The sequence below is a fragment of the Streptomyces piniterrae genome, from assembly GCF_005048155.1.
GTDB lineage: Bacteria > Actinomycetota > Actinomycetes > Streptomycetales > Streptomycetaceae > Streptomyces > Streptomyces piniterrae.
Map to the genome: position 1 here is coordinate 477,722 of NZ_SUMB01000001.1, position 24,405 is coordinate 502,126.

The following is a 24,405-nucleotide window of genomic DNA, read 5'->3' on the forward strand; positions in this document are numbered from 1 at the left end:
GCCCAAGGGCACCCGATTTCGGGTGCTCGACAGCCGCTGTGCCGCGGCCGGACTACCCTGCCGGACGGCTCGGTCGCAGCCTTTTTAAGCGATATTCACCCGAAGGGAATCATCATGAACTCCACCCCCCAGGTTCAGACCCAGGAAATCGCCGACAGCGAGCTGGACGCGGTTGCTGGTGGCGTGGCCGGCCTCGGCAGCGTGAACGGCACCGTCAACAGCCTCGTCGGCACCGCTGACAGCCTGACCGGCGGCACCGTGAGCAGCACCGTTGCCACCGTCAACGGCACCGTCACGGGCGCGGCCGGCACCGACGTCCTCGGCACCGCCACCGGTCTGACCGCCGGTCTCTGAGCCAGCCCTGTGCCGTCCATCGGCACAGTCCGCTCTGAGCGACGACGGCACGTCGGCGTCCCCTCCTTGCCGACCTGCCGGGCCGCGTGCCCCGGACCCGCCAGGCTTTCGCCGGGCCTCCGGGGCACTCGGCCGCCGCCCGGACACGCACCGGTAGGCTCCGCACCTACGGCCGAGCCGAGCCGGTCCGCGTTGTCCTTGATACAGACCATTGCAGTGCTGCGGGCCAGTGGTGACGCACCCACTGGCGATGCAGACCATTGCAGTTGAGGAAGAGTGTCGTGCAGTTCCGCCAACAGGCGCTTTCCAAGCTGCAGTCGCCGGAGGAAATAGAACTGCCGGTGCGTTTCGCCCGGCCCCAGGGCTGGCTCGTCCTGATCGTGACGGTCGTCGTCGTGATCGCGGCCGGCGTCTGGGCGGTGAACGGCACCGTGTCCTCCACTCTCAGCGCACCCGGCATCCTCACCCACGGCCAGGGCAGTTACGTCCTGCAGAGCCCGGTTTCGGGCCAGGTCACCGCCGTACTCGCCCAAGAGGGCAAGCTGGTGCCCGCCAACACGCCGGTGCTGAAGGTCCGCACCGCACAGGGCACCACCGTCGTCCGCACCATCGCCGCCGGCCGGCTGACCGCGATGGTCGCCACCATCGGCTCCGTCGTCACCACCGGTGCCGACGTGGCCGCCGTCGAGCGGGTCGCCAGGCCCGGTGATCCCCTGGTGGCGACGCTCTACGTGCCGGCCGACAGCGGCTCCACGGTGCCCGTGGGCGCGTCGGTCGACCTCACCGTCCAGTCCGTGCCGACCCAGCAGTACGGCGTACTGCGCGGCCATGTGAAGGCGGTCGGCCGAACCGCCCAGACCCGCCGGCAGATCACCGGATTCCTGGGCAGCGGCCAGCTCGGCGAGCAGTTCTCGAAGAAGGGCCCGCCGGTGGCCGTCCTGGTCCAGCTCGACCGGTCGCACGGTACGAAGTCGGGCTACACCTGGTCGTCCTCGGACGGCCCGCCGTACGCGGTGGACTCCATGACGCTGGCCACCGGCGCCGTCCGGCTGGCCGAACAGCACCCGATCGATTGGCTGCTGCCGTGACCGCCCCCCACTCCGGGACCGCGCCCGATTCCGGAACCGTGCCGAACTCCGATCCCGCCGCGAGCCCCGGCACGTCCGCCGGCCACGCCGCCGTACCGCGGCAGCAACTGCCCCCGGCGGGAAGCCGAGGGCGGCACCGGCCCGAGGCCGCGCCGAGCGGGCGCCGCCGGGCACGCCGTGACACGCCCCCGCACACCCCGAAGGCCAAGAAGCGGAAGGCCGTCCGCACCCCCACCGTCCTCCAGATGGAGGCCCTGGAATGCGGCGCCGCCTCCCTGGCCATGGTCCTCGCCCACTACGGGCGGCATGTGCCGCTGGAGGAGCTGCGGATAGCCTGCGGCGTCTCCCGCGACGGCTCCCGGGCCAGCAACGTGCTCAAGGCCGCCCGCAGCTACGGCCTGCAGGCCAAGGGCATGCAGATGGAGCCCGCTGCGCTCGCCGAGGTGCAGGCGCCGGCCATCCTGTTCTGGGAGTTCAACCACTACGTCGTCTATGACGGCATGGGCCGCCGGTTCGGCCGCCGCGGCGTCCACATCAACGACCCCGACAAGGGCCGCCGCTTCGTGGCGATGGAGGACTTCGACACCAGCTTCACCGGTGTCGCCCTGGTCTTCGAGCCCTCCGAAAGCTTCCGCAAGGGGGGCCGCAAGCCGGGCGTCCTGAGCGCCGTACCCGCCCGGATGCGCGGCACCACCGGCACCCTGCTGGCCGCCCTCCTCGCCAGCCTGCTGCTGGTCGCGGTCGGCGCGGCGGTCCCGGCGCTGAGCCGTACGTACATCGACATGTTCCTGATCGGGAACCAGACCTCGCTGCTGGGACCGCTCTTCGCGTCGATGGCCGCGATGGTGGCGCTCACCGCCGTACTGACCGGTCTGCAACAGGCGAACCTGCTGCGCGGCCGCATCATCTCCTCCACCCTGAGCAGCGCCCGCTTCCTGCGGCATCTGCTGAGACTGCCGGTCACGTTCTTCTCGCAGCGCAGCCCGGCCGACCTGGTCCAGCGGCTGCAGTCCAACGACGCGGTGGCCGAGACCCTGGCGCGTGACCTGGCCGCGGCGGGCGTGGACGGGATCGTCGTCATCCTGTACGCCCTCCTGCTGTGGAGCTACGACCCGCAGCTGACGGTCATCGGCGTGGGGATCGCGCTGCTCAACGTCGTCGCGATGCGTATCGTCATCCGGCTGCGCGCCACCCACACCGCGAAACTCCGCGCGGACAGCGCCCGGCTGACCAACACCTCCTACACCGGTCTGCAGCTCATCGAGACGATGAAGGCCACCGGCGGCGAGAACGGCTACTTCCGCCGCTGGGCCGGCCAGCACGCGACGACGCTGGAGGTACAGCAGCGGCTCGGCGTGCCCAGTGCCTGGCTGGCCGTCGTCGCACCGACCCTCGCGACGCTCAACAGCGCCCTGATCCTCTGGATCGGCGGGCTGCGGGCGGTCGAGGGCCATATCTCGATCGGTCTGCTGGTCGCCTTCCAGGCGCTGGTCACCCGCTTCACCGCGCCGATCACCCGGCTCAACGGAGTGGCGGGACGGATACAGGACTTCGCGGCCGACGTGGCCCGTCTCAAGGACGTGGAGAGCTTCCCCGTCGACACCCTGTACTCGCGCCGGGAGCCGGACGCCAGCACCCGCAGGCTCAAGGGCCATGTGACGCTGGAGAACATCACCTTCGGCTACAGCCCGCTGGACAAACCGCTGCTCACCGGCTTCTCGCTGTCCGTGGGCCCCGGCCGGCAGGTCGCCCTGGTCGGCGGTTCCGGCAGCGGCAAGTCCACCGTCTCCCGGCTGATCTCCGGCCTCTACAGCCCCTGGGAGGGCACCATCCGCATCGACGGGCAGCGCCTGGAGGACATCTCCCGCAGCGCGCTGGCCGCCTCGGTGTCCTTCGTCGACCAGGACGTCTTCCTCTTCGAGGGCACGGTCCGCGACAACGTGGCGCTGTGGGACCCGTCGATCCCGGACGAGGCCGTGATCACCGCGCTTCAGGACGCCGCCCTCTACGACGTGATCGCCCGGCGCCCCGACGGCATCCACAGCCGTGTCGAGCAGGACGGCCGCAACTTCTCCGGCGGGCAGCGGCAGCGGCTGGAGATCGCCCGCGCGCTGGTCCGGCGGCCCAGCATCCTGGTCCTCGACGAGGTGACCAGCGCCCTGGACGCACAGACCGAACAGATCATCATCGACAATCTGCGGCGGCGCGGCTGCGCCTGCGTCGTGATCGCCCACCGGCTGAGCACGGTGCGCGACAGCGACGAGATCGTGGTCCTGGACCACGGCGTGGTCGTCGAACGCGGCCGGCACGAGCACCTGGTCGCCGCCGGGGGCGCGTACGCCGAGCTGGTCAAGGAGCACTGACGTGTCATCGGTACATCCGTCCGCCGTCGTGGGCCCCGGCGAGACCGACGCGGTGACCCACGCGCTGGGCGGCCTCGGCGCGCCCGTCGACTGCACCGGGCTGCGCAGTGTGCCCCTGGAGGGCCCGCATGTGCTGTGGCTGGTCACCGGCGGTGCCCTGGACCTGTTCGCGGTGGACGCCGCGCAGGAGGGCCACTGGCATTTCCTCGGCCGGCTCGAAGCGGGGACGCTGCTGCTCGGCCCGGTCGAGGGCCCGCAGCACACCCTGCTCGGCCGGCCCGCCCAGGACTGCCTGCTGCGCCGTATCCCCCTGCGGGAGCTGCCGCAGCCCGAATACGGGGAGTACGGGGAATACGGCGGGCAGGGGGGATACGGCGGGTACGGGTACGCGTCGGGACACGACGACACGTACGGCGGCCAGTCGCCCGCGCCGACCCCCCTGGAGCACGCCTTCGCGCTCGGTACCGCGCGCAGCCTCGGCGTCCTCTTCGAGGCCCCGTTGGACGGCCGGCCCACCGATGAGGCGGTGGCCGACGACGACATCCTGTGGATGCCGGTGCCGTCCGGCAGCGTGCAGTACGGCGCCTCGTACAGCGCGGAGGCGGCCGGAGATCTGCTGGTCGACGGCGCGTTGTGGCAGCGGATGGTCAATCAGCAGTACCGGCTGCTGTCCGCGGTGGACCGCTGGATCGAGCAGCTGGAGCGCGCGCACGAGGACCGGACGGCGGCCGGCATAAAGGCCGGCGAGGCCGTCCGCGAGCGGGCGGACCAGGCGCTGCTGGCGTCCATCGGCCGCCAGGGCGGGCGCTCGGCCGTCGCGGACCGGGCCACCGACGACACCACCTTCGCCGTCTGCCGCCGGGTCGCCCAGGCGGCCGGGATCACACTTGCCCAGCCCCCCAAGGGCGGCGCGGTCAACGACCGCATCAGCCCGGTCGAGCAGATCGCGGTCGCCTCCCGGGTCCGTACCCGCGCGGTCAAACTCGGCGGACGCTGGTGGCGGACCAACACCGGCCCCCTGGTGGGCCACCGGTCCAAGTCCGGCGCCCCCGTCGCACTGCTGTGGCGCCGCGGCCGCTACGAGGCCGTGAATCCGGCCTCCGGCCTGCGCATACGCGTCGGCAAGGACAACGCCGACGAATTCGAGCCGCGCGCCGTGATGTTCTACCGGCCGCTGCCGGAACGGCCCATGACCATGTGGCGGCTGATGCGTTTCAGCCTGCGCGGCAGCCGGCTGGACGTCCGTAATCTGGCCCTCGGCGGGCTGGTGACGGTGGGCCTCGGCGCGCTGGTCCCGATCGCGACCGGGCAGGTGCTCGGGGTGTTCGTGCCGACCGCGGAGAAGGGCCTGATCGTCCAGGTCGCCCTGGCCGTCATGATCACCAGCATCGTGACCGCCGCCTTCATGCTGTTGCAAAACCTGACCGTCCTGCGGATGGAGGGCCGTATCGAGAGCGTGCTCCAACCGGCCGTCTGGGACCGGCTGTTGCGGCTGCCGACGAAGTTCTTCACCGAGCGGTCCACCGGGGAACTGGCCGGCGCGGCGATGGGCATCAGCGCCATCCGGCGGGTGCTGTCCGGCGTCGGCCCGGTGGCCGTGCAGGCCGGCACGGTCGGCGCGATGAACCTCGTGCTGTTGCTCTGCTACAGCGTGCCGCTGGCCATGGCCGCCATCGGGATGCTGATCGTCATCGGCACCGTGTTCGTCGGGATGGGACTGTGGCAGCTGCGCTGGCAGCGACGGCTCGTCAAGCTCGGCCACAAGCTCAACAACCAGGCGTTCCAGACCCTGCGCGGACTGCCCAAGCTGCGGGTCGCCGCGGCGGAGAGCTTCGCGTACGCGGCGTGGGCCAGGGAGTTCGCCCGCTCCCGCGAGATGCAGCAGCGGGCCGGCTGGATCAAGAACCTGACGACGGTCCTGGACGCGGTGTACCTGCCGCTCTGTTCGCTGACCATGTTCATGCTGCTGGCGGGTCCGGCCCGCGGCAGCATGTCCGCCGGCTCGTTCCTGACCTTCAACACCTCCGTGACCATGCTGCTCACCTCGGTCACCCAGATCTCCGGGGCGCTGGTCTCGGCCGCCGCCGCGCTCCCGATGTTCGAGCAGATCAAGCCGGTGCTGGACGAGGCGCCGGAGGTCCGCGGTGCCAGTGCGCAGCCCGGCGCGCTGGCCGGCGGCATCGAGGCCAGGAAGCTCTCCTTCCGCTACACCGACGACGGGCCCCTGGTCCTCGACGACGTCTCGTTCGAGGTGCGGCCGGGCGAGTTCGTGGCCATCGTCGGCCCGAGCGGCTGCGGCAAGTCCACCCTGCTGCGGTTGCTCATCGGCTTCGACAAACCCGCCTCGGGCAGCGTCCTCTACGACGGCCAGGACCTGTCGGCCCTGGACCAGGCCGCGGTACGCCGCCAGTGCGGTGTCGTCCTGCAGAACGCCCAGCCGCTCACCGGATCGATCCTGGACTGCATCTGCGGCGCCGAGGCGTTCACGCAGGAAGAGGCGTGGGAGGCGGCCGCGATGGCGGGTCTGGCCGAGGACATCAAGCGGATGCCGATGGGCATGCACACCATGATCGCCGGTGGTGGCGGGATCTCCGGCGGGCAGCGGCAGCGGCTGATGATCGCTCAGGCGCTGGTCCGCCGCCCGCGCATCCTGTTCTTCGACGAGGCCACCAGCGCCCTGGACAACGAGACCCAGCGCATCGTGACCGAGAGCACCGCCAGGCTGAGTGCCAGCCGTGTGGTGATCGCCCACCGGCTGACCACGGTCATGGACGCCGACCGGGTCATCGTCATGTCGGACGGCCGGGTCGTCGAACAGGGCCCGCCGGCCGAGCTGCTCGCCAACACCGGAGGCCATCTCCACGAACTGGTGCGACGGCAGCTGACCTGAGCCCGGTGGCGTGACCACTCGGAACCCGGAGCCGGTCAGACCGTGACCGCCTGAGGAACCCGCGCACCCGCCTCGGCGGACCTCAGCCACGCGATGAGGTCGGCGCGGGCGCGGGCCACCCGGGAGCGCACCGTGCCGATCGGACACCCCACGACCGCCGCGGCGTCCGCGTACGGCATCCCGACCAACTGGGTGAGGACGAACGCCTCGCGCCGCTCGCCGTCCAGCGCGTCGAGCAGGGCGCTCAGCGCCACCCCGTCGTCGAATCCCGGTAGCCCCCTGGGCTGCCGGTGTTCGGCGACCGCCTGCCAGTCGTCGACCGCGGCGATGCGCGGGCGGGCGGCGGCGGAGCGGTACCGGTCGACCACCACACGGCGGGCGATGGACAGCAGCCAGGTGCGGGCGCAGGAGCGCCCGGCGAATCCCGGCAGGCTGGTCAGGGCGCGCAGAAAGGTCTCCTGGGCCAGGTCATCGGCGCTGTGGGTGTCGCCGCTCAGGTACGCCACGAACCGCCACACCTCGCGGTGGGAGGCGCGTACGAAGCGTTCGACGGCGGCCCGGTCACCGGCCCCGGCGGCCAGGGCCAGGGCGGTCAGCTGCTCGTCGTCCGCTGCGGTCCGCTTGCCACGGGCCGGACCGACAAGGGCGGGAATCATCGCCACACGTCCTTCGGAGGTGCGGGCCGTGCCAGGGCATGGCAGGGCCTCATGGGGAGCGGCAGTCCGGGTGCCCGTACGAAGGCCGGTGACGGTGTCGCGGGACGACGGTCGTGGGGCGTTCGTCCACGGGCAGGCCGGAGGGCCGCGGGGCCAGGGGGCGGCGTGCGGGCGGCAACGCTCACGACGTCATGAGGAAGGCAGCCGCGCGGACACGCCGTACTCCGCCCGCCACCGACTCGGTGCGGCATCGCGGGGGCCCGGACGTGTGCCGGGAGAGTCCCCAGGGCGAGCGGTCAGCAGCAGACGGCGAGTTCCGGCGGGCCCCTGCGGGAGACGACGTGGTGAAGGAGCACCCCACGCGGGCGCAGGACGCGCACCGCGCCGGCCGACGGGCCGGCGGACGGCTTCGGGCCGGCCCAGGACAGGGTCGTCAGGACCAGCAGCAGGGGCGCGAACAACACCGCGACCATGCTGCGGCCGAGCCGGCACGCGGCCGCCTCGCCGCGCCACAGCCACACCCCGCACACCAGCGCGGCCAGCGCATGGGCGCAGAACATGCCGGGGGTCGCATGGCCGGGGTGCGCGTTCATCCCCGGCATGCCGTCCATCGGCGTCGGCGCGGGCGCGTGGGGGGTTTGCAGGTCGAACAGGAAGTGCAGACCGAGTTGGGTCAGGACCGTGGAACCGGTGACGACGAACCCGCCGCGCTCCCGCCCCGCCGGCCACCAGGCCATCGCACCCGTGGCGCCGCAGGCGGCAACCAGAGCCCACCAGGGCACGGGCCGGGGGGACATCAGCGAGTGCCCGAGGGCCGCGGTCGTCACGCACACGGCCGCGAAGATCGCGGCGCGCACGGCGCGTGAAACCGACCCGGCAGTCATGTGGGACATCGTGCCAGCCGTGCGCCCGCTCGGGCGGGGCCACGGCTCCTCGGTCCCGGTTGTTATCCAGATCCGCTAAAGCACTCCCTCCGCTGAAGCACCCCGGGGGCGGTCAACCGGTGATCTGGACGAAGTGGCTGGGTCTGCCGTCGCGTTGGACCAGGTGGCCCAGTTCGGCGGCCCTGGCCCGGGGCATCAGGGTCCAGGCGCCGTCGCTGCGGTGCAGCGCCGCCGAGTGCCAGGGCGTGGTCCAGGCGTCGGGTGCGTCGAGCAGGCGGATGCCGAACTTGCGGGCGCCGATGGGCTGGGGATGGATGGACAGGCGGATGCAGCGGGGGTGGTGGTCGGCGATCAGGTCGCCCCAGGCGCGGCTGCGCTCGATGACGCGGTAGGCGCGTTGCCGGCACTCCCGCTGGAGAGCGGAGCGGGTGCCCGGGTAGTCGGCGGTGTCCTCGACGAGGAAGCGGGTGATGCCCCGGTAGAGCGCGAGGGTTTTGTCGTCGGTGCGGACTTCGGCGCGCAGGTCGTCCGGGGTGGGGGCGTAGCGCTGGTGGAGGTGGGCGCGTTTCGCGTCGTGCGGGAGGTCGCCGAGTATGTCGCGCAGGTCGAAGACGGAGAGTCTTGCCAGGCCCAACTGGTCGATGAGGAGGCGTAGTTCGTCGGCGTAGGCGTCGATGTGCCCGTCGGGTACGCCGATGAGGTCGCCGAAGGCGTGGCCGTCGGAGCAGATGATCACGCGGGCGCCGGGCGGGTAGATCCGCTCGATGTCGCCGCACAGCCTGTCGAGGAAGCCGAGGGAGAGGCGTTCGCCCTGGTCGGGCAGGTGGCCGAGGACCTTGGCGGGGTTGGGGGACTTGCAGGGGAAGCCGGGGAGGGTGAAGACGACGGGGGCGCCGTCGCGTACGAAGTCGGCGATCCGGCGCAGCTGGTGGGGGAAGGCGCCGGCCGCGGCGGGGGCCCGGTCGGTGGTGCGGTGGTGCGGCAGGAGCAGGTTCAGGATCGCGGTGCTGATGCTGGTGGGGAGGGTTTCCGGCGCGGTCGTCAGCGGCATGTCGTTCCTCCGGAGGCGTGCGGGCAGGGCGGCATGACGCCGTGGCGTGCGCCCGTGCGTGGTCTGCCGGTCGGGTGGGTCGGTGAGGCTGGGGTGGTGCGGGGGAGGGGCTGGATCCGGGTCCGGCGGGGTGGCCGGACCCGGTCAGCCGGGGCCCGGTGTCACAGGCGCCGGTCGTAGCCGGCGGGCAGGTGGTTGGTGCCGCGGCCGAGGACGGCCGGGATCCACTGGATGTCCTCGTCCTTGATGGCGAGGTGGAGGCCGGGGAGCCGGGTGAGCAGGGCGCCGAGTGCGACCTGGAGCTCGGCGCGGGCGAGGGCGGCGCCGGGGCAGAAGTGGATGGCGTGGCCGAAGGCGAGATGCGGGTTGGGGGTGCGGTCGAGGTCGAGAGCGTCCGGGTCGGGGAAGCGGCGCGGATCGCGGTTGGCGGCGCACAGGGAGACGATCACGGAGTCGCCGGCCGGGACCTCGGTGCCGTGCAGGTCGCTGTCCCGGTTGAAGAAGCGCCAGGTGGTCAGTTCGAATGCGCTGTCGTGGCGAAGGAGTTCCTCGACCGCGCGGGGCAGCAGCTGGGGTGCCTCGCGCAGCCGGGCCAGCTGGTCGGGGTGGCGGAAGAGGGCGATCAGCGAGGTGGTGATCTGGTTGGTGACCGGTTCCTGGCCGGCCACCAGCAGCTGGAAGATCATCGAGTCCAGCTCCTCCGGCGACAGTTCGCCGCCGTCGCGGGCCACGACGAGGCGGCCGAGCAGGTCGTCGTCCCCGTGTGCGCGCTTGTGGGTGACGACGTCGGCGATATAGCTCTGCAGACCGTGCAGCCGGGCCTCGTACAGCGGTCGTCCGGGGTCGGTGGGGCCGACGGGCTGGACGACCTTGCCCCAGTCCCGGTCGAAGCGGGCGGCCAGCTCCTGGGGGAGGCCGATGACTTCGGCGAGGACCTGGAACGGGAAGTGGGCGGCGAAGCCGGCGACGAGGTCGGCGGGGCCGGTTTCGGGCAGTGCGTCGATGAGGGTGTCGGCCAGTTCCTGGAAGCGGGGGCGCAGGCTCTCGACGCGACGGGGGGTGAAGGCGTCGGTGACGAAGCGCCGCATGCGGGTGTGCTCGGGCGGGTCCTGGTGGAGGAGATGGGCCTGGAGCTGGGAGTGCTGCGGCTCGGGCATGATCGATGCGCGGGCGCGCCAGCGGTCGTTGCCGCGGTCGTGGTTCTTGCCCAGGCGGTCGTCGTTGAGGGCGGCGTGGGCGGCCTCGTAGCCGGTGACGAGCCAGGCCTGTACGCCGCTGGGGAACAGCACCCGGTGGACCGGTCCTGCCTCGCGCATCCGCTCGTAGAGGGGGTAGGGGTTGCTCTTGTAGGGGCAGCCCATCAGGGGGACCGGGTCGGCCAGGGGCTCGGCGCCGGGCTGCGGCTCCACGGCGGGCCGGGGTTGCTGGAGGGTCATGCGAGGGCTCCTCAGAGGGCGAGTTCGGGCTGGTGGTGGTCCAGCCACAGGGCCAGGTCGACGACGCGTTCGAGGCGGAGGCGGTGGCCCCACTCCAGCCGTTCGGGCGGTGTGTCGAGGCAGGGCTTGATACGGGTCTCGTCGGCCAGGGCGCGGACCTGTGCCATGGCCAGGGCGTCGCGGGCCAGGTCCTGAAGGCCGCGGTTGTAGTCGGGGTGGTGGGTGGCCGGGTAGTGGTTCTTGGGCCGGTGCAGCACGGAGTCGGGTGCGAGTCCGGCGCCGGCGGCGCGCAGCAGGCTCTTCTCCCGGCCGTCGAAGCTCTGCAGCGCCCAGGGCGCGGCGAAGGCGTACTCGACGAGGCGGTGGTCGCAGTAGGGGACGCGGACCTCCAGGCCCTGGGTCATGCTCAACCGGTCCTTGCGGTGCAGGAGTTGGCGCAGCCAGCGGGTCAGGGACAGGTGCTGCATCTCGCGTTGCCGATGCTCGACGGGGGTCTCGTCGTCCCGGTGCGGTACGGCGGCCAGCGCGCCGCGGTACGTGTCAGCGCGGAACTCCGCCATCCGCAGGTCGAGTTCCGGGTTGAGCGGCATCGCGGCCTCGTCACCGGTGACGAGCAGCCACGGGAAGGTGGTCGCGGCCAGTGCCTTCGGATTGTGGAACCACGGGTAGCCGCCGAACACCTCGTCCGCCGCCTCGCCGGACAGGGCCACGGTGGAGTGCTCGCGGATCTCGCCGAACAGCAGGTACAGCGAGGTGTCCATGTCGCCGACGCCGATCGGCGAGTCCCTCGCCACCACGACCGCCTTCCGGTGCTCGGGGTCGAGCAGGTCGCGCGGATCGAGGACGACCGTGCTGTGGTCGGTGCCGATGTGGGCGCCGGCCTCGGTGGCGTACGGGGTGTCGTGGCCGGTGCGCAGCACATCGCCGGTGAACTGCTCGGCCTGGTCGCTGTAGTCGACGGCGTAGGAGCGGATGCGGGCGTCCGGGCCTTCGCGCAGCCGGAGTTCGTCGGCGAGCAGCGCGGTCAGGACGGTGGAGTCGATGCCGCCGGACAGCAGGCTGCACAGCGGGACATCGGCCTCCAGCTGGCTGCGGGCGGCCGTGCCGACCAGGTCGCGGATCCGCTCGACGGCCGTGTCCCGGTCGTCCCCGGCAGGTTCGGCGTCCAGGTCCAGCTGCCAGTAGCGGCGTTCGCGGATGCCGTCCCGGTCGAGGACGAGCAGGCCGCCGGGCTCCACCTCCCGCACCCCGGACCACACCGTCGGCCCGGTGTTGAACAGCAGGCCGTACGCCTCCCGCAGCCCGTCGGAGTCCACCCGGGGCCGTATCTCCGGGTGGGCGAACAGGGCCTTGGGCTCGGAGGCGAAGGCCAGACCGCCGTCGACGGCGGCCCAGAAGAGGGGTTTGACGCCCAGCCGGTCCCGGACGAGGAGAAGCCGCTGTGCGCGCTCGTCCCAGACCGCGAAGGCGAACATGCCCTCCAGGTGCTCGGCGAGATCCGCACCCCACTCCGCGTACGCCCGCAGCACCACCTCGGTGTCGCTGCGGGTGCGGAAGTGGTGTCCCCGGGCGCGCAGTTCGGCCCGCAGCTGGTGATGGTTGTACACCTCGCCGCTGTAACTGAGGACGGTGGTCGGCCGGTCCGGGCGGTCGGTCATCGGCTGTACGCCGCCGGCCAGGTCGATGACGGCCAGCCGGCGATGGCCGATCGCGGCGCGCTCGCCGAGCCAGACACCGCCCGCGTCCGGGCCGCGCGGGGTGAGGGTGGCGGTCATGGCCTCGATGGCATGGGCCCGGGTGCGGGCGTCGCCGTGAAAGGACGCCCAGCCGGTGATTCCGCACATACGAGTGGCTCCTGGGTCAGTTGGGGGCGGCGGACGCCGCGTCGGTCGTCTTCTCGGGCACGGGTGTGCGGCTCCTGCCGGAAAGGGCGAGCAGGGGAACGGCGAGAGCGGCGGCGAGGGCGGCCAGTGCGAGCCCGGCCCGTACGCCTTCCTGCGGTCCGGTCAGTCCCCAGACCGCGGTGGCCAGGGCGGGTCCCAGGGTGAAGCCGAGACTGCGGGCGAGCTGCACCGTGGACCCGACGGTCGCGGTCCGCTCCGGCGGGGCCGCGCTCATGACCAGGGCCTGGGTGGGGCCGCCGTTCAGGCCCAGCCCGACACCCGCCAGCGCCAGCCGCCAGGCCACGTCGAGCGGTGACCAGCCGTCGTCCAGCGGGACCAGCAGAAGCAGGCCGGCGGCGGTGAGCGCGGCGCCGGCGACCGCCACCCGCCGGGCGCCGCACCAGTCGGCGAGGCGCCCGCCGACCGGGCCCGCCAGGCCCATGCCGAGGGGGAAGGCGAGGACGGTCAGTCCGGTCGCGGTGGCGCTGACGCCGTTGTCGCGCTGGAGATGCAGGGCGAGCACATAGTGCATGGCAGCGAATCCGGCAGCGAGGGAAAGCACCGCGCCGTGCGCCCCGAGCAGCCCGCCGGCCCGCAGCACACCGGCCACCGGCCGGCCGCCCGGACCGCGCAGCCACCACCACAGCACCGGGGCCGCCGCGACGGCGAGCAGCAGCCACGACGGGTGGTCCGACGCCAGGGTCAGCGCCAGCAGCAGGACCGCCACACCGGAGGCCACCAGCAGCGCGTCCGCCGCCGACCGCCGGTCGGGCCGGCGCGGCCCGCCGTCGCGCGGCAAGGCCCGCCAGGCCACGACCAGCGCGAGGACACAGAAGGGGAGCTTGACCAGGAAGACCGAGCGCCAGCCCAGGTGGTCGAGCAGCAGACCGCCCACGGCGGGCCCGGCCACCGCGCCCAGCGGGCCCAGGGTGGCGGGCACGCTCATCGCCCGTCCGCGCAGCTCCGGCCGTACGGAGCGGATCGCGAGGAGGGGCATCAGGACGAACAGCACCGCCCCGAACGCGCCCTGCGCCAGGCGGGCGGCGATCAGCCAGGCCATCCACGGCGCCGCCGCAGCCACGGCGCTGCACAGGCCGAAGCCGCAGGTCGCGACCAGTACGACGGGCCGCAGTCGCACTCCGTCCAGCCACCGGCCGACGGGCAACAGCAAGGCCAGGACGGGGAGTTGGTAGCCCAGCACCGCCCACTGGGCGGTCGCGGCGGACACCTGGAGACCGTCGGCGATGTCCGCCAGCGCCACGTTGACGATGTTCATGTCGAGCATCGCCACGAACGCCAGCACGCCCGCCACGGCGACCAGGGACCAGCGGTCCTCGCCGACGGGTATGTCGCCGGGCCGTTCCGGGCCGGGACTGTGGTGTGCCACCCTTCCCCCTTCGCTGTCACGGGTGGGCTGCCGGACAGCCACCTCGTCTCAGGAGTCGAGAGGGAACCGGGCGAAGTTCCCGGCCGTACCCAGGAAAAGTGACCGGCGGGCTGGTTACCGCACCGACCGGCGGAGCCGGCCGCCCCCGGCCCCGTCCGCAGCCTCGAAAAACCGGCATCCCCCACCGCGGAACTCCACGCTCCGCCGGACCGACTCCTGAAGCGTGGGCGGCGGTCTGAAACACCCCGCGCCCGCGCATCCGTACACCACCGAAAGCGCTCACAGCACCGAGGAGTTCTCCATGACCCAGAAGCAGTACAACGTCACCGGAATGAGCTGCGGGCACTGCGCGGCGAGCATCAGGGAAGAGGTTTCCGAGGTGCCGGGCGTGACCGAGGTCGTCGTCGACCTCACCGCGAACGCCGTCACCGTGCACGGCACGGACCTCGACGACCAGCGGCTGCGCGCGGCCATCGTCGAGGCCGGCTACGGCGTCGCCGACCCGGTCTCCGCCTGACCGGACCGTGCGCCGGGCAGGGCGCGATCGGCGTCCTGCCCGGCCGGGTTCAGCCGCCGGTGGCCATCTCCGCCGCCGCTGCGGTCTCCGTGCCGGCCGGCGCCCGGTGATCGAAAGCGATCAGCGGATCACCGGTCAGCGGATGGTCGACCACCGCCGCCCGCACACCGAACACCTCGGCCAGCAGGGCGGGAGTGAGGACCTGGCGCGGCGGCCCGGAGGCGATCACGGCTCCGGCATGCAGGACATGCAGTCGGTCGCACACGGAGGCGGCCGCGTTGAGGTCGTGCAGCGACACCAGTGTCGTACGCCGCTGGGTGCGCAGCAGGGCCAGCAGTTCCACCTGGTGGCGGACGTCGAGGTGGTTGGTCGGCTCGTCCAGCACCAGCACGTCCGGGTTCTGGGCGAACGCACGGGCCAGCAGGACGCGTTGGCGTTCGCCACCGGACAGGGTCGTGAACCGGCGCCCGGCCGCCGCCGTCATGCCGACCCCGGCCAGGGCCCGGGCGATCACGTCCCGGTCGGCGGCGTCATCACCCGCGAAGGCCCGCTTGTACGGCGTGCGCCCCATCGCGACGACCTCGTGGACGGTCAGCTCGAAGTCACCGCCCCGTTCCTGCGGCAGCGCGGCGATATGCCGCGCCGACTGGACCGGGGTCAGCTCGCGGAGGTCGGTGCCGGCCAGCAGCACCCGACCGGCAGTGGGCTTCAGATGCCGGTAGACGGAGCGCAGCAGCGTCGACTTGCCGCTGCCGTTCGGCCCGACCAGACCGGTGATCTCGCCCTCGGCCGCCACCAGATGGGCCCCCGCCACGACCGTACGGCCCGTGTAGGCGACATGCAGGTCTTCGATGTCGATTCTCAACTATCGCTCCCAAGACGCCGGTTCAGCAGATACAGCAGGGCCGGAGCCCCGATGAGCGAGGTGACCACACCGACCGGCAGCTCCTGCGAGTCCATCGCCGTACGGCAGACGATGTCGACCACCACCAGGAGCAGCGCCCCGAACAGCGCCGAGACCGGCAGCAGCCGGCGGTGGTCGCCGCCGACGACCAGACGGCAGGCATGCGGCACCATCAGCGCGACGAAGGCGATCGCCCCGGACACCGCCACCAGGACGCCGGTCAGCACACTGGTCACCGTGAACAGCTCCCGGCGCAGCCGGGTGACATGGACACCGAGCCCGGCCGCCGTCTCGTCGCCCATCAGCAGGGCGTTCAGCCCCCGGGCGCGCGCCTGCAACCACAGCAGGGCGGCCGGCACCACGACCGCGGGCACCGCCACCAGCGGCCAGCTCGCGCCGCTCAGACTGCCCATCAGCCAGAACAGCACGCTGTGCGTCTGCTGCTCGTCCCCGGCCCGCAACACCAGATAGCTGGTGAAGCCGGACAGGAACTGGCCGATCGCCACCCCGGCCAGCACCAGCCGCAGCGGCGCGAACCCCCCGCCCCGCCGGGCGACGGCCCACACCAGGGCGAAGGTGGCCAGCGCCCCGGCGAAGGCCGCGCCGGACAGCCCCAGGCCCAGCGCCCCGCCCGCGCCGAGACCCAGGACGATGGAGGCGACCGCCCCGAGCGACGCCCCGTTGGAGATGCCCAGCAGGTACGGGTCGGCCAGCGGGTTGCGCACCAGCGCCTGCACCGCCGTACCGACGAGGCCGAGCCCGGCCCCCACCAGCGCGGCCAGCACCGCACGGGGGACCCGCAGTTGCCACACGATCAGGTCGTTCGTGCCCGGCCGCGGCGCCTCACCGGACAGCCGCCGCCACACCACGCCCCACACCTCGCCGGGCGGAATGGACGTCGACCCCCAGGCGACCGCGGCCGTCAGAGCCGCGAGCAGCGCCACAGCGAGCACCAACGCCAGCGGTCCCGCGGGCAGTCCACGCGCGTCATCCGGACTCGCGTCCGTCGTGCTGGTGCGGCGAGACGAAGACCGTGAGGACAGTGCGGAGATCACGGCTGGCCGACCTTGCCCGGGTAGAGGGCCTTGGCGATCTCCTCGACCGTCTCGGCGTTCTCGACACCGGCGATGGTGGTCCGCTCGGAGCCGATGCGCAGGAAGTGGCCCTTCTCGACCGCCTTCATGCCCTTGGTGGCCGGGTTGCTCTCCAGCCACTTCTGCGCGGCGTCGAACGCCTTCTTGTTCGCCGCCTCGCTGCCCCGGTCGCGGACCCCGAGCTGGATCCAGTCCGGGTTCTTGGCGATCACGTCCTCCCAGCCGACCTGCTTGTGGTCGCTGTCGCAGTCGGCGAAGGCGTTGCGGGCCCCGGCCAGCGTGATCACCGCGTTGCCGACCTGACGGTTGCAGAGGACGCTGGGCTGCTTGGTGCCGGCGTCGTAGTCGAAGAAGAAGTACGTCGGCCGCTTGCTCTCCGCCGTACCCCCGATCGCCTTGTGGACCGCGTCGACCTTCTTCCTCATCCCGGCGACGAGTTCCTTCGCCTTGGCGCTCGTGCCGGTGACCGCGCCCAGCGACGTGATGTCGGCCTCGACCGCCGACAGGTCCGTCACGGGGCTCTTGCTCTGCGCCGCGCAGGCGGTGGACTTCAGGTAGATGTGCTGGATCCCGACCGCCTTGAACTCCTCAGCGGTCGGCGCGTCGCCCATCCCCCCGCCGCCCATGCCCCCCATGGACGCGAACGTGTCGATGTACAGGTCGGCGCCGGAGCCGAGCAGCTTCTCCTTCGGGATCACGCTTTGGCCGAGCACCTTCACCTTCTGCGCCTGCGCGTCCAGCGCGCCGGGCAGCGTGCCCTTGCCAGGGGGGAAACCGGTGCCGATCACCTTGTCCCCGGCGCCCAGGCGCAGCAGCAGTTCCAGGCTGGAGGCGTTGCTGGTGACGATCTTCTTCGGGGCCGCGGAGAAGGTCGTCCTGGCGCCCATGCAGTCGGTGACGGACACCGGGTAGTCACCGGCGACGGACTTCCCGGCCTTCCCGGTGCTGTCGTCCGCGCCCTGCCCCCCACCGCCGCAGCCGGCGGCCAGCAGGCCGCCGATCACCACGGCCGCGGTACCGCCCCACACACGAGAACGCATCGAAAAGCCTCCAAAGATCCACTCGGTACGCGGGCGAACTTCCGCCACGCGCTCCGGTAGTCGGGGCAGATCGCCGTCGAGTTCCCGGCCCTTGCCAGATCGGCCGAGGGCCGGCCGCTCGGTTCGATCATCGGGTCAGCGGCACAGCAGTGCGGTGTACGCATAGGTTCGTTCCGAGAGAGGTAGTGCGTGCTTGGTTCTCGCTCCGCACTGCGCGCAATCCATCGTGGTGTGCGCGGGGTGTACCAGGTGCACGGCCCGGCCGTGCTTGCGGCCCATCTCGGCCAGGGCCGCTTTGGTGGCACTGATCGCGGCGTCGGCTGCCTTGCGGGCCATCGTGGTTTTGGCGAGGAACTTCGGGCGGAAGTCCTCCACCGCCAGGGCATCATGATCGCGGACGACCTTCTTGGCCCACTTGCGGGCGGTGTCCTGGCGTTGCCGGGCCACCTTCTTGTGCAGCTTCGCGGTCCGCCGCTTCGCTTCACGGTAGCCCTTCGATCCGGGCTTGCCCTTCGCGGGCTTCCGCCTCGCCATCATCCGCTGATAGCGGGCAAGCTTCTGCGCTGCCGTCTTCCCGTGCCGGGCGTGCGGAAGGTCGTGGGCGTCGGATGTGGTGGTCGCGGTCTCCTTGACGCCCCAGTCGATACCGATCACACGCCCGGTGGTCGGCAGCGGCTCGGTCTCGCCGAAGTCGCGTATCAGCTGCTGCTGTGGCACCGAGGAGCCCTCACGCAGCCATGCCATGTGCTTGCGGGCCTCGGTCAGCATCTTGTCGAGCTGCGCCGGACCGCACGTGCGCTTGCCGATGCCCTCGGGCCGGGCCTTGTTCCGCTGGTAGGTCTGCTTCGACTTCGCAACGCATTCGTTCCACACCCTTCCCCAAGCTCTCGGCTCCGCTCGAGCAGGGGAGACCCCATTCACCGATCCCACTCGCCCATCAGGGCGGTGCGGGCCGTGGACGACACGCGCAGCCGGAACGTCCACCGGGCATGCCCGCCGTCCTCCGTCTTCGCTCGCGTCGTCATGAGCCTCAACCTATCCGGGAGGACTGACAGTTGAGCACAAACGATCTTGGTGGGCTTGCTTGCCCTGTCGTTGGTGGACGACACCCCCTTGGAGAAGGAAACGGCCGACGCTGCCGCACTCACCGTGGCGGAACTGCGGGAAGGGTGGGAGCAGCGGACGCAGGTCGTCTTCGACTGCGCCGCCGGCAGCATCAGACCCTTCGAAGGCACAAAGCGCAGCGGACCGTCCGGGAACTCACCCGCCCACCGCTCCGACCAACTGACCCCAACCCTTCCGAAACGCTGGAGCGGCGATGTCCTTCTTCCCGGCCGACCGCCGTCGGTCCGTTCTTCCGCAGACCGCGCAACGGCTGCTGCCCGCACGGTCGGTGATCGGCTTCGCCGGCCTGCTCGTGGTGCTCTTCGCGCTGTCGTACGCGGCCGGTGCCGCCGCCGGGCCCGTGGCTCCGGGGCTGCACCCCGCCGGTGGGGTCCGCACGGGAGGGGCCGAGCCCGCCGGCGACGGCGACATGGGCGGGATGCACGGGATGGGCGGGGCGCGATGACCACACAACCGCCCGACGCCGCCGCGCCCCCGCTCGTCACCACCCTGACCGTCGGCGGCATGACCTGCGCCGCCTGCGTCAACCGGGTCGAGAAGAAGCTCGGCCGCCTCGGCGGCGTAACGGCCACGGTGAATCTGGCGACCGGCCGGGCCCACGTCAGCCACCCCCGGGCGGTCTCCGTCGACGACCTCGTCGCCACGGTCGAGGCCGCCGGGTACACGGCGGAGCCCCCCGCACCGGCCCCGGAGCCGGACCCCGAACGGGCACAGGACGCCGAGCGGGAACCGGATCCGGCTCCGGACGAAGGCGCCCGGCCACCCGCAGAACGCCTCCGCCTGCCGCTCACCGCCCTGCTGTCCCTCCCCGTCCTGGTCCTTTCCATGGTTCCCGGCTGGCAGTTCCGCGACTGGCAGTGGCTCTGCTTCGCGCTGGCCGCACCGGTCGCGGTCTGGGGCGCCGGCCCGTTCCACCTCCGCGCGCTACGCGGCCTGCGGCACGGCGCCGCGACCATGGACACCCTGGTCTCCCTCGGCGTCGTCGCGTCGTTCTCCTGGTCCGCGTACGCGCTGTTCCTCGGCGGCGCCGGTGCGCCCGGCATGACCATGCCGTTCAGCCTGCTGCCGGCCGCCGGGGACGGGACCGCGCATCTCTACCTCGAAGCCGCCGTCGGCGTACCGCTGTTCGTGCTGGCCGGCCGCCGGATGGAGGCCAGGGCCCGGCGCGGCACCGGCTCGGCGCTGCGTGCGCTGGCGGAGCTCGCCGCCAAGGACGTCGCCGTGCGGGTGGACGGCACCGAACGGCTCATCCCGGTGAGCCGGCTGCGCGTCGGCGATCTCTTCCTGGTACGGCCCGGGGAGCGCGTCGCCACCGACGGCACCGTCACCGAGGGCAGTTCCGCCCTGGACCTCTCGCTGATCACCGGCGAGAGCCGGCCGGTCGAGGTCGGGCCCGGCACGGACGTGGTCGGCGGCGCGGTCAACTCCGGCGGGCTGCTGGAGATCCGGGCCGGTGCCGTGGGGGCGGACACCCAGCTCGCCCGGATCACCCGGCTCGTCGAGGACGCCCAGACCGGCAAGACCAGGGCACAGCGCCTCGCCGACGCGGTCGCGGGCGTCTTCGTCCCCGCCGTACTGGCCGTGTCCGTCACCGTCCTGGGCTTCTGGCTGGGCGCCGGGGCCGACCCGCAGGCCGCCGTCACCGCCGCGGTCGCCGTGCTGGTCGTCGCCTGCCCCTGCGCGCTGGGGCTCGCCACCCCGACTGCGCTGCTGGCCGCCACCGGGCGCGGCGCCCAGCTGGGCATCCTCGTGAGCGGGCCGCAGGCACTGGAGCAACTGCGCCGTATCGACACCGTCGTCCTCGACAAGACCGGCACCCTCACCACCGGCCGGATGAGCGTCACCGCCGTCACGCCGCGTACGGGGGGCCTGGACGCGGCCGAGGTCCTCCGGCTGGCCGCGGGGGTGGAGCAGGGCTCCGAGCACCCGCTCGCGCGTGCCGTCGTCGCGCATGCCGAACGCCACGGCAGTCCCGGCGGTGACGGTCAACTCCTCCCGCGCGTAACGGAGTTCACCGCCACGCCCGGGTACGGGGTACGGGGCACCGTGGACGGGCACCGGGTGACGGTCGCCCGGCCCGGTGACACCGGCGCCCTCCCTGGCCCGCTGCCGGCGGCCGTACACGCGGCGGAGACCGCGGGGCACACCGCGGTGCTGATCACCGTCGACGGCACCCCGGAAGCCGTCCTCGCCGTCGGCGACACCCTCCGCCCCGACGGCTACCGCGCCGTCGACCACCTGCGCCGCCTGGGCCTGCGCCCGGTCCTGGCCACCGGGGACCGCGAGGCCACCGCCCGCGCCGTGGCCGGGCACCTGGTCATCACCGAGGTCCACGCCCAAGCCGGCCCCCAGGACAAGGCCGCACTGGTCGCCACCATGCAGGAGCAGGGCAGCCGGGTCGCCGTGGTCGGCGACGGAGTCAACGACGCCGCCGCGCTCGCACTCGCCGACCTCGGCATCGCCATGGGCAGCGGCACCGACGCGGCGATCGGCGCCGCCGATGTCACCCTCGTACGCGAGGACCTCCAGGCCATCGCCGACGCCGTACGCCTGGCCCGCCGCACCCTGGGCACCATCCGCACCAACCTGGTCTGGGCGTTCGGCTACAACCTCGTCACCGTGCCGCTGGCCGCCGTCGGCCTGCTCAACCCGATGCTCGCGGCCGCCGCCATGTCCGCAAGCTCGTTGCTCGTCGTGGGCAACAGCCTGCGGCTGCGGGCCTGGAAACCGGGTCCGGGCGGCGCGAAGAGGCCCGTCAGCCGTTCCCGCAACAGCCCCCGCAACAGCCCCCGCAACAAGACCGGTTGGGAGTCCGTATGAAGCGGCTGTCCGAGATGCAGCGGCTGTCCGTGTCGGCCGTCGCCGTACCGCTGCTCACCTGCCTGGCGACCCTCGGCACCCTCATGGTGTGGACCGCCACCGGCAACGCGGGGACGCCCGCACGCCTCAGCGCACCCGAGGGGCGGGTGCTGATCCCCTCGGGCCCCGAGGCCACCGCCGCGTTCTTCACCATCCGCAACACCGGCACATCGGACGACGCACTGACCGGTGTCACCGGCCCCGCCGGCCACCGCACCATGCTCAGCCGCACCGTCGACATCGGGCGGAACGCACGGAGCATGGAGATGGCCGGCGCCGCCACCGTCCCGGCGGAAGGATCGCTGCGGATGACGGCCACGACCCTGGACGTCATGATCAGCCCGCCCCCGCGGATCGCCCCGGGGGACCGGCTCACCTTCACGCTCCACTTCCGCCACAGCCCGCCGCTGACCGTCCGGGCGCGGGCGGTGCGCCCCGGCCAGTGACCCGACGGCCCCCTCGTCGCACCGTGGCACGCCACCCGACCGCGCCTGCTCCCCGCAGACCGGGATCTCCCCGCACCGCACATCCGCGCGTCGGGGAGGATGGGCGCATGCTCTGCACACGCATCCGTACGGCACTCTCCGCCCGTCTGGACGGTGAGCGGCTGCCGTCCGGCCTTACCGACCGCCGCCTCGACGACCATCTGGAGGGCTGCGCGGACTGCCGCGAATGGGAGGCGGGCGCGCGGCGACTGGCGGCGGTGACCGCGGCCGCTCTCGGGCGCGACGGCGACGACGGGAGCGAAGGGAGCGAGGCGCACGACGGGAGCGAAGGCGACGGGGGAGACGCCGCCGCCGACGCGCTGCTCGCCCGACTGCGGGCGGCGGGCGCGCTCCCCGCGACCGGGACTCCCTCGGCCGGGGCTCCCAGGGCCGTGGACCCGCCGTCCGTGGATCCCGCACCGGCGGAGGCGCGCGAGCTCTGAGGCGGGAACGGACGCCGGCGGGATCGCCGCCGGCGTCCGCTCACGGGTGCCGCCTGTGCGATCGGGTGGCACCCGCCCCCGCTCGGCCTGTCGGCGGCCGGGAAATATTCCGCCGGGTGTCGAATCGGTCAGACCTGCGGCGTCGTCATGGGTGAGGCCGCGAAAAGCGCGGCCGAGGCCGCGGAACAAGCGGCGAATCCCTGCCGAGGAGGCGCTATGCCCAAGTACGTGATGCTGACCTATCTGCCGGTCGGCGGCGAGCCCATGCCCGAGGAGGTCGGGGCCCGCTGGGGGGAGTACCGCCGGGCCATCACGGAGTCCGGGGTGCTCGTGGCCAACGCCGGGCTGACCGGGACCGACATGGCGACGACCGTACGGGTCCAGGGCGGCGAGACGCAGATCACCGACGGGCCGTTCGCCGAGACGAAGGAGTATCTCGCCGGGTTCTTCCTGATCGAGGTCGAGGACCTGGACGAGGCGCTGAAGTGGGCCGCGGAGATGCCGAACAGCGGCTACGGGCCGGTCGAGGTGCGGCCGGTCTGGGGCGGGTGAGCCGGCACGACAACGGGTGGCGGCCGGGCACCGCGGCCGGAGATCCCGCCGCCACCGTCGAGCGCACCTTCCGCGAGGAGCGGGCCGCCGTCCTCGCCACGCTGATCCGGCACCTCGGCGACTTCCAGCTCGCCGAGGACGCCGTCCAGGACGCCTTCGCGGCCGCGGTCGCCGGCTGGCCCGACGACGGGATCCCCGCCAACCCCGGCGCCTGGATCATGGTGACCGCCCGCCGCAAGGCGATCGACCGGCTACGGCGCGAGCGGGCCCTCGCCGACCGCACCGCGCGGCTGGCGGAGCTCGCACGGCTGGACGCACAGGAGCATCCGCGCGAGGACGAGGCGGGCGCCGTCACCGACGACCGGCTGCGGCTGATCTTCACCTGCTGCCATCCCGCTCTCGCGCTGCCCGCCCGGGTGGCGCTGACCCTGAAGACGCTCGGGGGCCTGGACACCGCGGAGATCGCCCGCGCGTTCCTCGTCAGCGAATCGACGATGGCGCAGCGCCTGGTACGCGCCAAACGCAAGATCGCGGACGCTCGGATCCCGTACCGGGTGCCGGCCGACGAGGCGCTCCCCGACCGGCTGAACGGGGTCCTGTCCACCGTGTACCTGATCTTCAACGAGGGCTACCAGGCGACCGGGGGCGAGCGGCTGGTCCGCGCCGAGCTGTGCGGCGAGGCGATCCGGCTGGGGCGGCTGCTGTGCGAGCTGATGCCGGACGAGGCCGAGGCGCGCGGTCTGCTCGCGCTGATACTGCTCCATGACGCGCGTCGTGCCGCACGGGTCGACGAACAGGGCCGCTATGTGCCGCTCGACGCACAGGACCGCTCGCGCTGGGACATGGCGCGGATCGCGGAGGGGCACGAAACGCTGGCCGAGGCGCTGGCGTTGCGCCGGGCGGGCCCCTACCAGCTGCAGGCCGCCATCGCGGCGCTGCACGTCGAGGCGCCGAGCGCGGCGGAGACCGACTGGGAGACCATCGCCGAGCTGTACGGGGCGCTCGGCCGGCTGTCTCCGTCACCGGTGATCGAGGTGAACCGCGCGGTGGCGGTCGCCGCGGCGTCCGGGCCGCGGGCCGGCCTGGAGCTGCTGGCGCCGTTGCTCGACGATCCTCGCCTGACGCGCTATCAGCCGCTGTACGCGGCCCAGGCCGAGCTGCTGCGGCGGGCCGGCGACCGTGCGGCGGCCGGTCGGGCGTACGAACGGGCGCTGGCGCTGACCGGCAACGAGGTCGAGCGGGCCGAGCTGGAGCGGCGGCTGGCGGGGCTGGGGCCCGAGGGCGCGGTGTAAGGAGCTTGGGGGACACCCCGGTTGAAGAGCTGCTGCGTTCCAGTGACTCCCCGGTGGGTCGCACAACATGAGGGAAAAGCCACCTTATCGTCGCTTTTGCAG

The 24,405-nt window shown here is 72.7% G+C and carries 20 protein-coding genes and 1 pseudogene; 11 read left to right on the top strand and 10 right to left on the bottom strand.

Going from position 1 to position 24,405, the window contains the following annotated elements; all coding sequences use genetic code 11:
• The first annotated feature begins 114 nt into the window (after positions 1-114).
• The 4 genes from FCH28_RS01985 (at position 115) to FCH28_RS02000 (ending at position 6,695) form a co-directional block, all read left to right on the top strand.
• Positions 115-354, top strand: a complete 240-nt coding sequence (locus tag FCH28_RS01985) for a type A2 lantipeptide (protein ID WP_136737901.1) — start codon at positions 115-117, stop codon at positions 352-354.
• A gap of 281 nt (positions 355-635) precedes the next feature.
• Positions 636-1,442, top strand: coding sequence for an HlyD family efflux transporter periplasmic adaptor subunit (locus FCH28_RS01990; protein WP_136737902.1), 807 nt, complete (start codon positions 636-638; stop codon positions 1,440-1,442).
• Positions 1,443-1,687: 245 nt separating this feature from the next.
• Entirely contained in the window at positions 1,688-3,805 is a 2,118-nt protein-coding gene (locus FCH28_RS01995) for an NHLP family bacteriocin export ABC transporter peptidase/permease/ATPase subunit (RefSeq protein ID WP_246102369.1), read from the top strand.
• 1 nt (position 3,806) lies between these two features.
• Positions 3,807-6,695, top strand: coding sequence for an NHLP bacteriocin export ABC transporter permease/ATPase subunit (locus tag FCH28_RS02000; RefSeq protein ID WP_136737903.1), 2,889 nt, complete (start codon positions 3,807-3,809; stop codon positions 6,693-6,695).
• 35 nt (positions 6,696-6,730) lie between these two features.
• Here FCH28_RS02000 and FCH28_RS02005 read toward each other — a convergent pair whose 3' ends face one another.
• The 6 genes from FCH28_RS02005 to FCH28_RS02030 form a co-directional block, all read right to left on the bottom strand.
• On the bottom strand, positions 6,731-7,351 hold the full coding sequence (locus FCH28_RS02005) for a sigma-70 family RNA polymerase sigma factor (RefSeq protein WP_136737904.1): 621 nt from the start codon (positions 7,349-7,351) through the stop codon (positions 6,731-6,733).
• Positions 7,352-7,647: 296 nt separating this feature from the next.
• Complete coding sequence (locus FCH28_RS02010) at positions 7,648-8,235, bottom strand: hypothetical protein (protein WP_136737905.1); 588 nt, start codon at positions 8,233-8,235, stop codon at positions 7,648-7,650.
• A 112-nt stretch (positions 8,236-8,347) separates the two neighbouring features.
• The gene (locus tag FCH28_RS02015) at positions 8,348-9,286 is read right to left on the bottom strand and encodes an L-tyrosine/L-tryptophan isonitrile synthase family protein (RefSeq protein ID WP_136737906.1); all 939 of its coding nucleotides are present in this window, start codon (positions 9,284-9,286) and stop codon (positions 8,348-8,350) included.
• 161 nt (positions 9,287-9,447) lie between these two features.
• Complete coding sequence (locus FCH28_RS02020) at positions 9,448-10,722, bottom strand: cytochrome P450 family protein (protein WP_136737907.1); 1,275 nt, start codon at positions 10,720-10,722, stop codon at positions 9,448-9,450.
• Positions 10,723-10,733: 11 nt separating this feature from the next.
• The gene (asnB, locus tag FCH28_RS02025; RefSeq protein ID WP_136737908.1) at positions 10,734-12,566 is read right to left on the bottom strand and encodes an asparagine synthase (glutamine-hydrolyzing); all 1,833 of its coding nucleotides are present in this window, start codon (positions 12,564-12,566) and stop codon (positions 10,734-10,736) included.
• Between the two features lie 16 nt (positions 12,567-12,582).
• Complete coding sequence (locus tag FCH28_RS02030; RefSeq protein WP_169314019.1) at positions 12,583-13,992, bottom strand: MFS transporter; 1,410 nt, start codon at positions 13,990-13,992, stop codon at positions 12,583-12,585.
• A 301-nt stretch (positions 13,993-14,293) separates the two neighbouring features.
• Between FCH28_RS02030 and FCH28_RS02035 the strand changes: the two genes are divergently transcribed.
• A complete protein-coding gene (locus FCH28_RS02035) occupies positions 14,294-14,509 on the top strand; it encodes a heavy-metal-associated domain-containing protein (protein ID WP_136737910.1) in 216 nt (71 codons plus the stop codon).
• A gap of 49 nt (positions 14,510-14,558) precedes the next feature.
• On the opposite strand, the gene FCH28_RS02040 is transcribed toward FCH28_RS02035, so the two are convergent.
• The 4 genes and pseudogenes from FCH28_RS02040 to FCH28_RS02055 form a co-directional block, all read right to left on the bottom strand.
• A complete protein-coding gene (locus FCH28_RS02040; protein ID WP_136737911.1) occupies positions 14,559-15,374 on the bottom strand; it encodes an ABC transporter ATP-binding protein in 816 nt (271 codons plus the stop codon).
• The gene (locus FCH28_RS02045) at positions 15,371-16,390 is read right to left on the bottom strand and encodes a FecCD family ABC transporter permease (protein ID WP_246102371.1); all 1,020 of its coding nucleotides are present in this window, start codon (positions 16,388-16,390) and stop codon (positions 15,371-15,373) included. Before FCH28_RS02045 ends, FCH28_RS02040 begins: the two co-directional genes overlap by 4 nt.
• Positions 16,391-16,464: 74 nt before the next feature.
• The gene (locus FCH28_RS02050) at positions 16,465-17,547 is read right to left on the bottom strand and encodes an ABC transporter substrate-binding protein (RefSeq protein WP_187363741.1); all 1,083 of its coding nucleotides are present in this window, start codon (positions 17,545-17,547) and stop codon (positions 16,465-16,467) included.
• Positions 17,508-18,572: pseudogene (locus tag FCH28_RS02055) on the bottom strand (RNA-guided endonuclease InsQ/TnpB family protein). The gene FCH28_RS02050 and the pseudogene FCH28_RS02055 overlap by 40 nt, the downstream one beginning before the upstream one ends.
• A 293-nt stretch (positions 18,573-18,865) precedes the next feature.
• Here FCH28_RS02055 and FCH28_RS02065 point away from each other — a divergent pair.
• The 6 genes from FCH28_RS02065 (at position 18,866) to FCH28_RS02090 (ending at position 24,303) form a co-directional block, all read left to right on the top strand.
• On the top strand, positions 18,866-19,117 hold the full coding sequence (locus FCH28_RS02065; RefSeq protein ID WP_136737912.1) for a hypothetical protein: 252 nt from the start codon (positions 18,866-18,868) through the stop codon (positions 19,115-19,117).
• Positions 19,114-21,492, top strand: coding sequence for a heavy metal translocating P-type ATPase (locus FCH28_RS02070; RefSeq protein WP_136737913.1), 2,379 nt, complete (start codon positions 19,114-19,116; stop codon positions 21,490-21,492). Before FCH28_RS02065 ends, FCH28_RS02070 begins: the two co-directional genes overlap by 4 nt.
• Entirely contained in the window at positions 21,489-21,977 is a 489-nt protein-coding gene (locus tag FCH28_RS02075) for a copper chaperone PCu(A)C (RefSeq protein ID WP_246102269.1), read from the top strand. The genes FCH28_RS02070 and FCH28_RS02075 overlap by 4 nt, the downstream gene beginning before the upstream one ends.
• Before the next feature lie 107 nt (positions 21,978-22,084).
• Complete coding sequence (locus tag FCH28_RS02080; RefSeq protein ID WP_136737914.1) at positions 22,085-22,459, top strand: zf-HC2 domain-containing protein; 375 nt, start codon at positions 22,085-22,087, stop codon at positions 22,457-22,459.
• A gap of 216 nt (positions 22,460-22,675) precedes the next feature.
• The gene (locus tag FCH28_RS02085; protein WP_136737915.1) at positions 22,676-23,011 is read left to right on the top strand and encodes a YciI family protein; all 336 of its coding nucleotides are present in this window, start codon (positions 22,676-22,678) and stop codon (positions 23,009-23,011) included.
• A complete protein-coding gene (locus tag FCH28_RS02090; protein WP_136737916.1) occupies positions 23,008-24,303 on the top strand; it encodes an RNA polymerase sigma factor in 1,296 nt (431 codons plus the stop codon). The genes FCH28_RS02085 and FCH28_RS02090 overlap by 4 nt, the downstream gene beginning before the upstream one ends.
• Positions 24,304-24,405: the final 102 nt, after the last annotated feature.

Coding starts and splice junctions, on each gene's coding strand:
- FCH28_RS01985 (WP_136737901.1), top strand. CDS start 115: ATGAACTCCACCCCCCAGGTTCAGACCCAGGAAATCGCCGACAGCGAG.
- FCH28_RS02005 (WP_136737904.1), bottom strand. CDS start 7,351: ATGATTCCCGCCCTTGTCGGTCCGGCCCGTGGCAAGCGGACCGCAGCG.
- FCH28_RS02075 (WP_246102269.1), top strand. CDS start 21,489: ATGAAGCGGCTGTCCGAGATGCAGCGGCTGTCCGTGTCGGCCGTCGCC.
- FCH28_RS02050 (WP_187363741.1), bottom strand. CDS start 17,547: ATGCGTTCTCGTGTGTGGGGCGGTACCGCGGCCGTGGTGATCGGCGGC.
- FCH28_RS01995 (WP_246102369.1), top strand. CDS start 1,688: ATGGAGGCCCTGGAATGCGGCGCCGCCTCCCTGGCCATGGTCCTCGCC.
- FCH28_RS02020 (WP_136737907.1), bottom strand. CDS start 10,722: ATGACCCTCCAGCAACCCCGGCCCGCCGTGGAGCCGCAGCCCGGCGCC.
- FCH28_RS02015 (WP_136737906.1), bottom strand. CDS start 9,286: ATGCCGCTGACGACCGCGCCGGAAACCCTCCCCACCAGCATCAGCACC.
- FCH28_RS02010 (WP_136737905.1), bottom strand. CDS start 8,235: ATGACTGCCGGGTCGGTTTCACGCGCCGTGCGCGCCGCGATCTTCGCG.
- asnB (WP_136737908.1), bottom strand. CDS start 12,566: ATGTGCGGAATCACCGGCTGGGCGTCCTTTCACGGCGACGCCCGCACC.
- FCH28_RS02070 (WP_136737913.1), top strand. CDS start 19,114: ATGACCACACAACCGCCCGACGCCGCCGCGCCCCCGCTCGTCACCACC.
- FCH28_RS02035 (WP_136737910.1), top strand. CDS start 14,294: ATGACCCAGAAGCAGTACAACGTCACCGGAATGAGCTGCGGGCACTGC.
- FCH28_RS02085 (WP_136737915.1), top strand. CDS start 22,676: ATGCCCAAGTACGTGATGCTGACCTATCTGCCGGTCGGCGGCGAGCCC.
- FCH28_RS02080 (WP_136737914.1), top strand. CDS start 22,085: ATGCTCTGCACACGCATCCGTACGGCACTCTCCGCCCGTCTGGACGGT.
- FCH28_RS02065 (WP_136737912.1), top strand. CDS start 18,866: ATGTCCTTCTTCCCGGCCGACCGCCGTCGGTCCGTTCTTCCGCAGACC.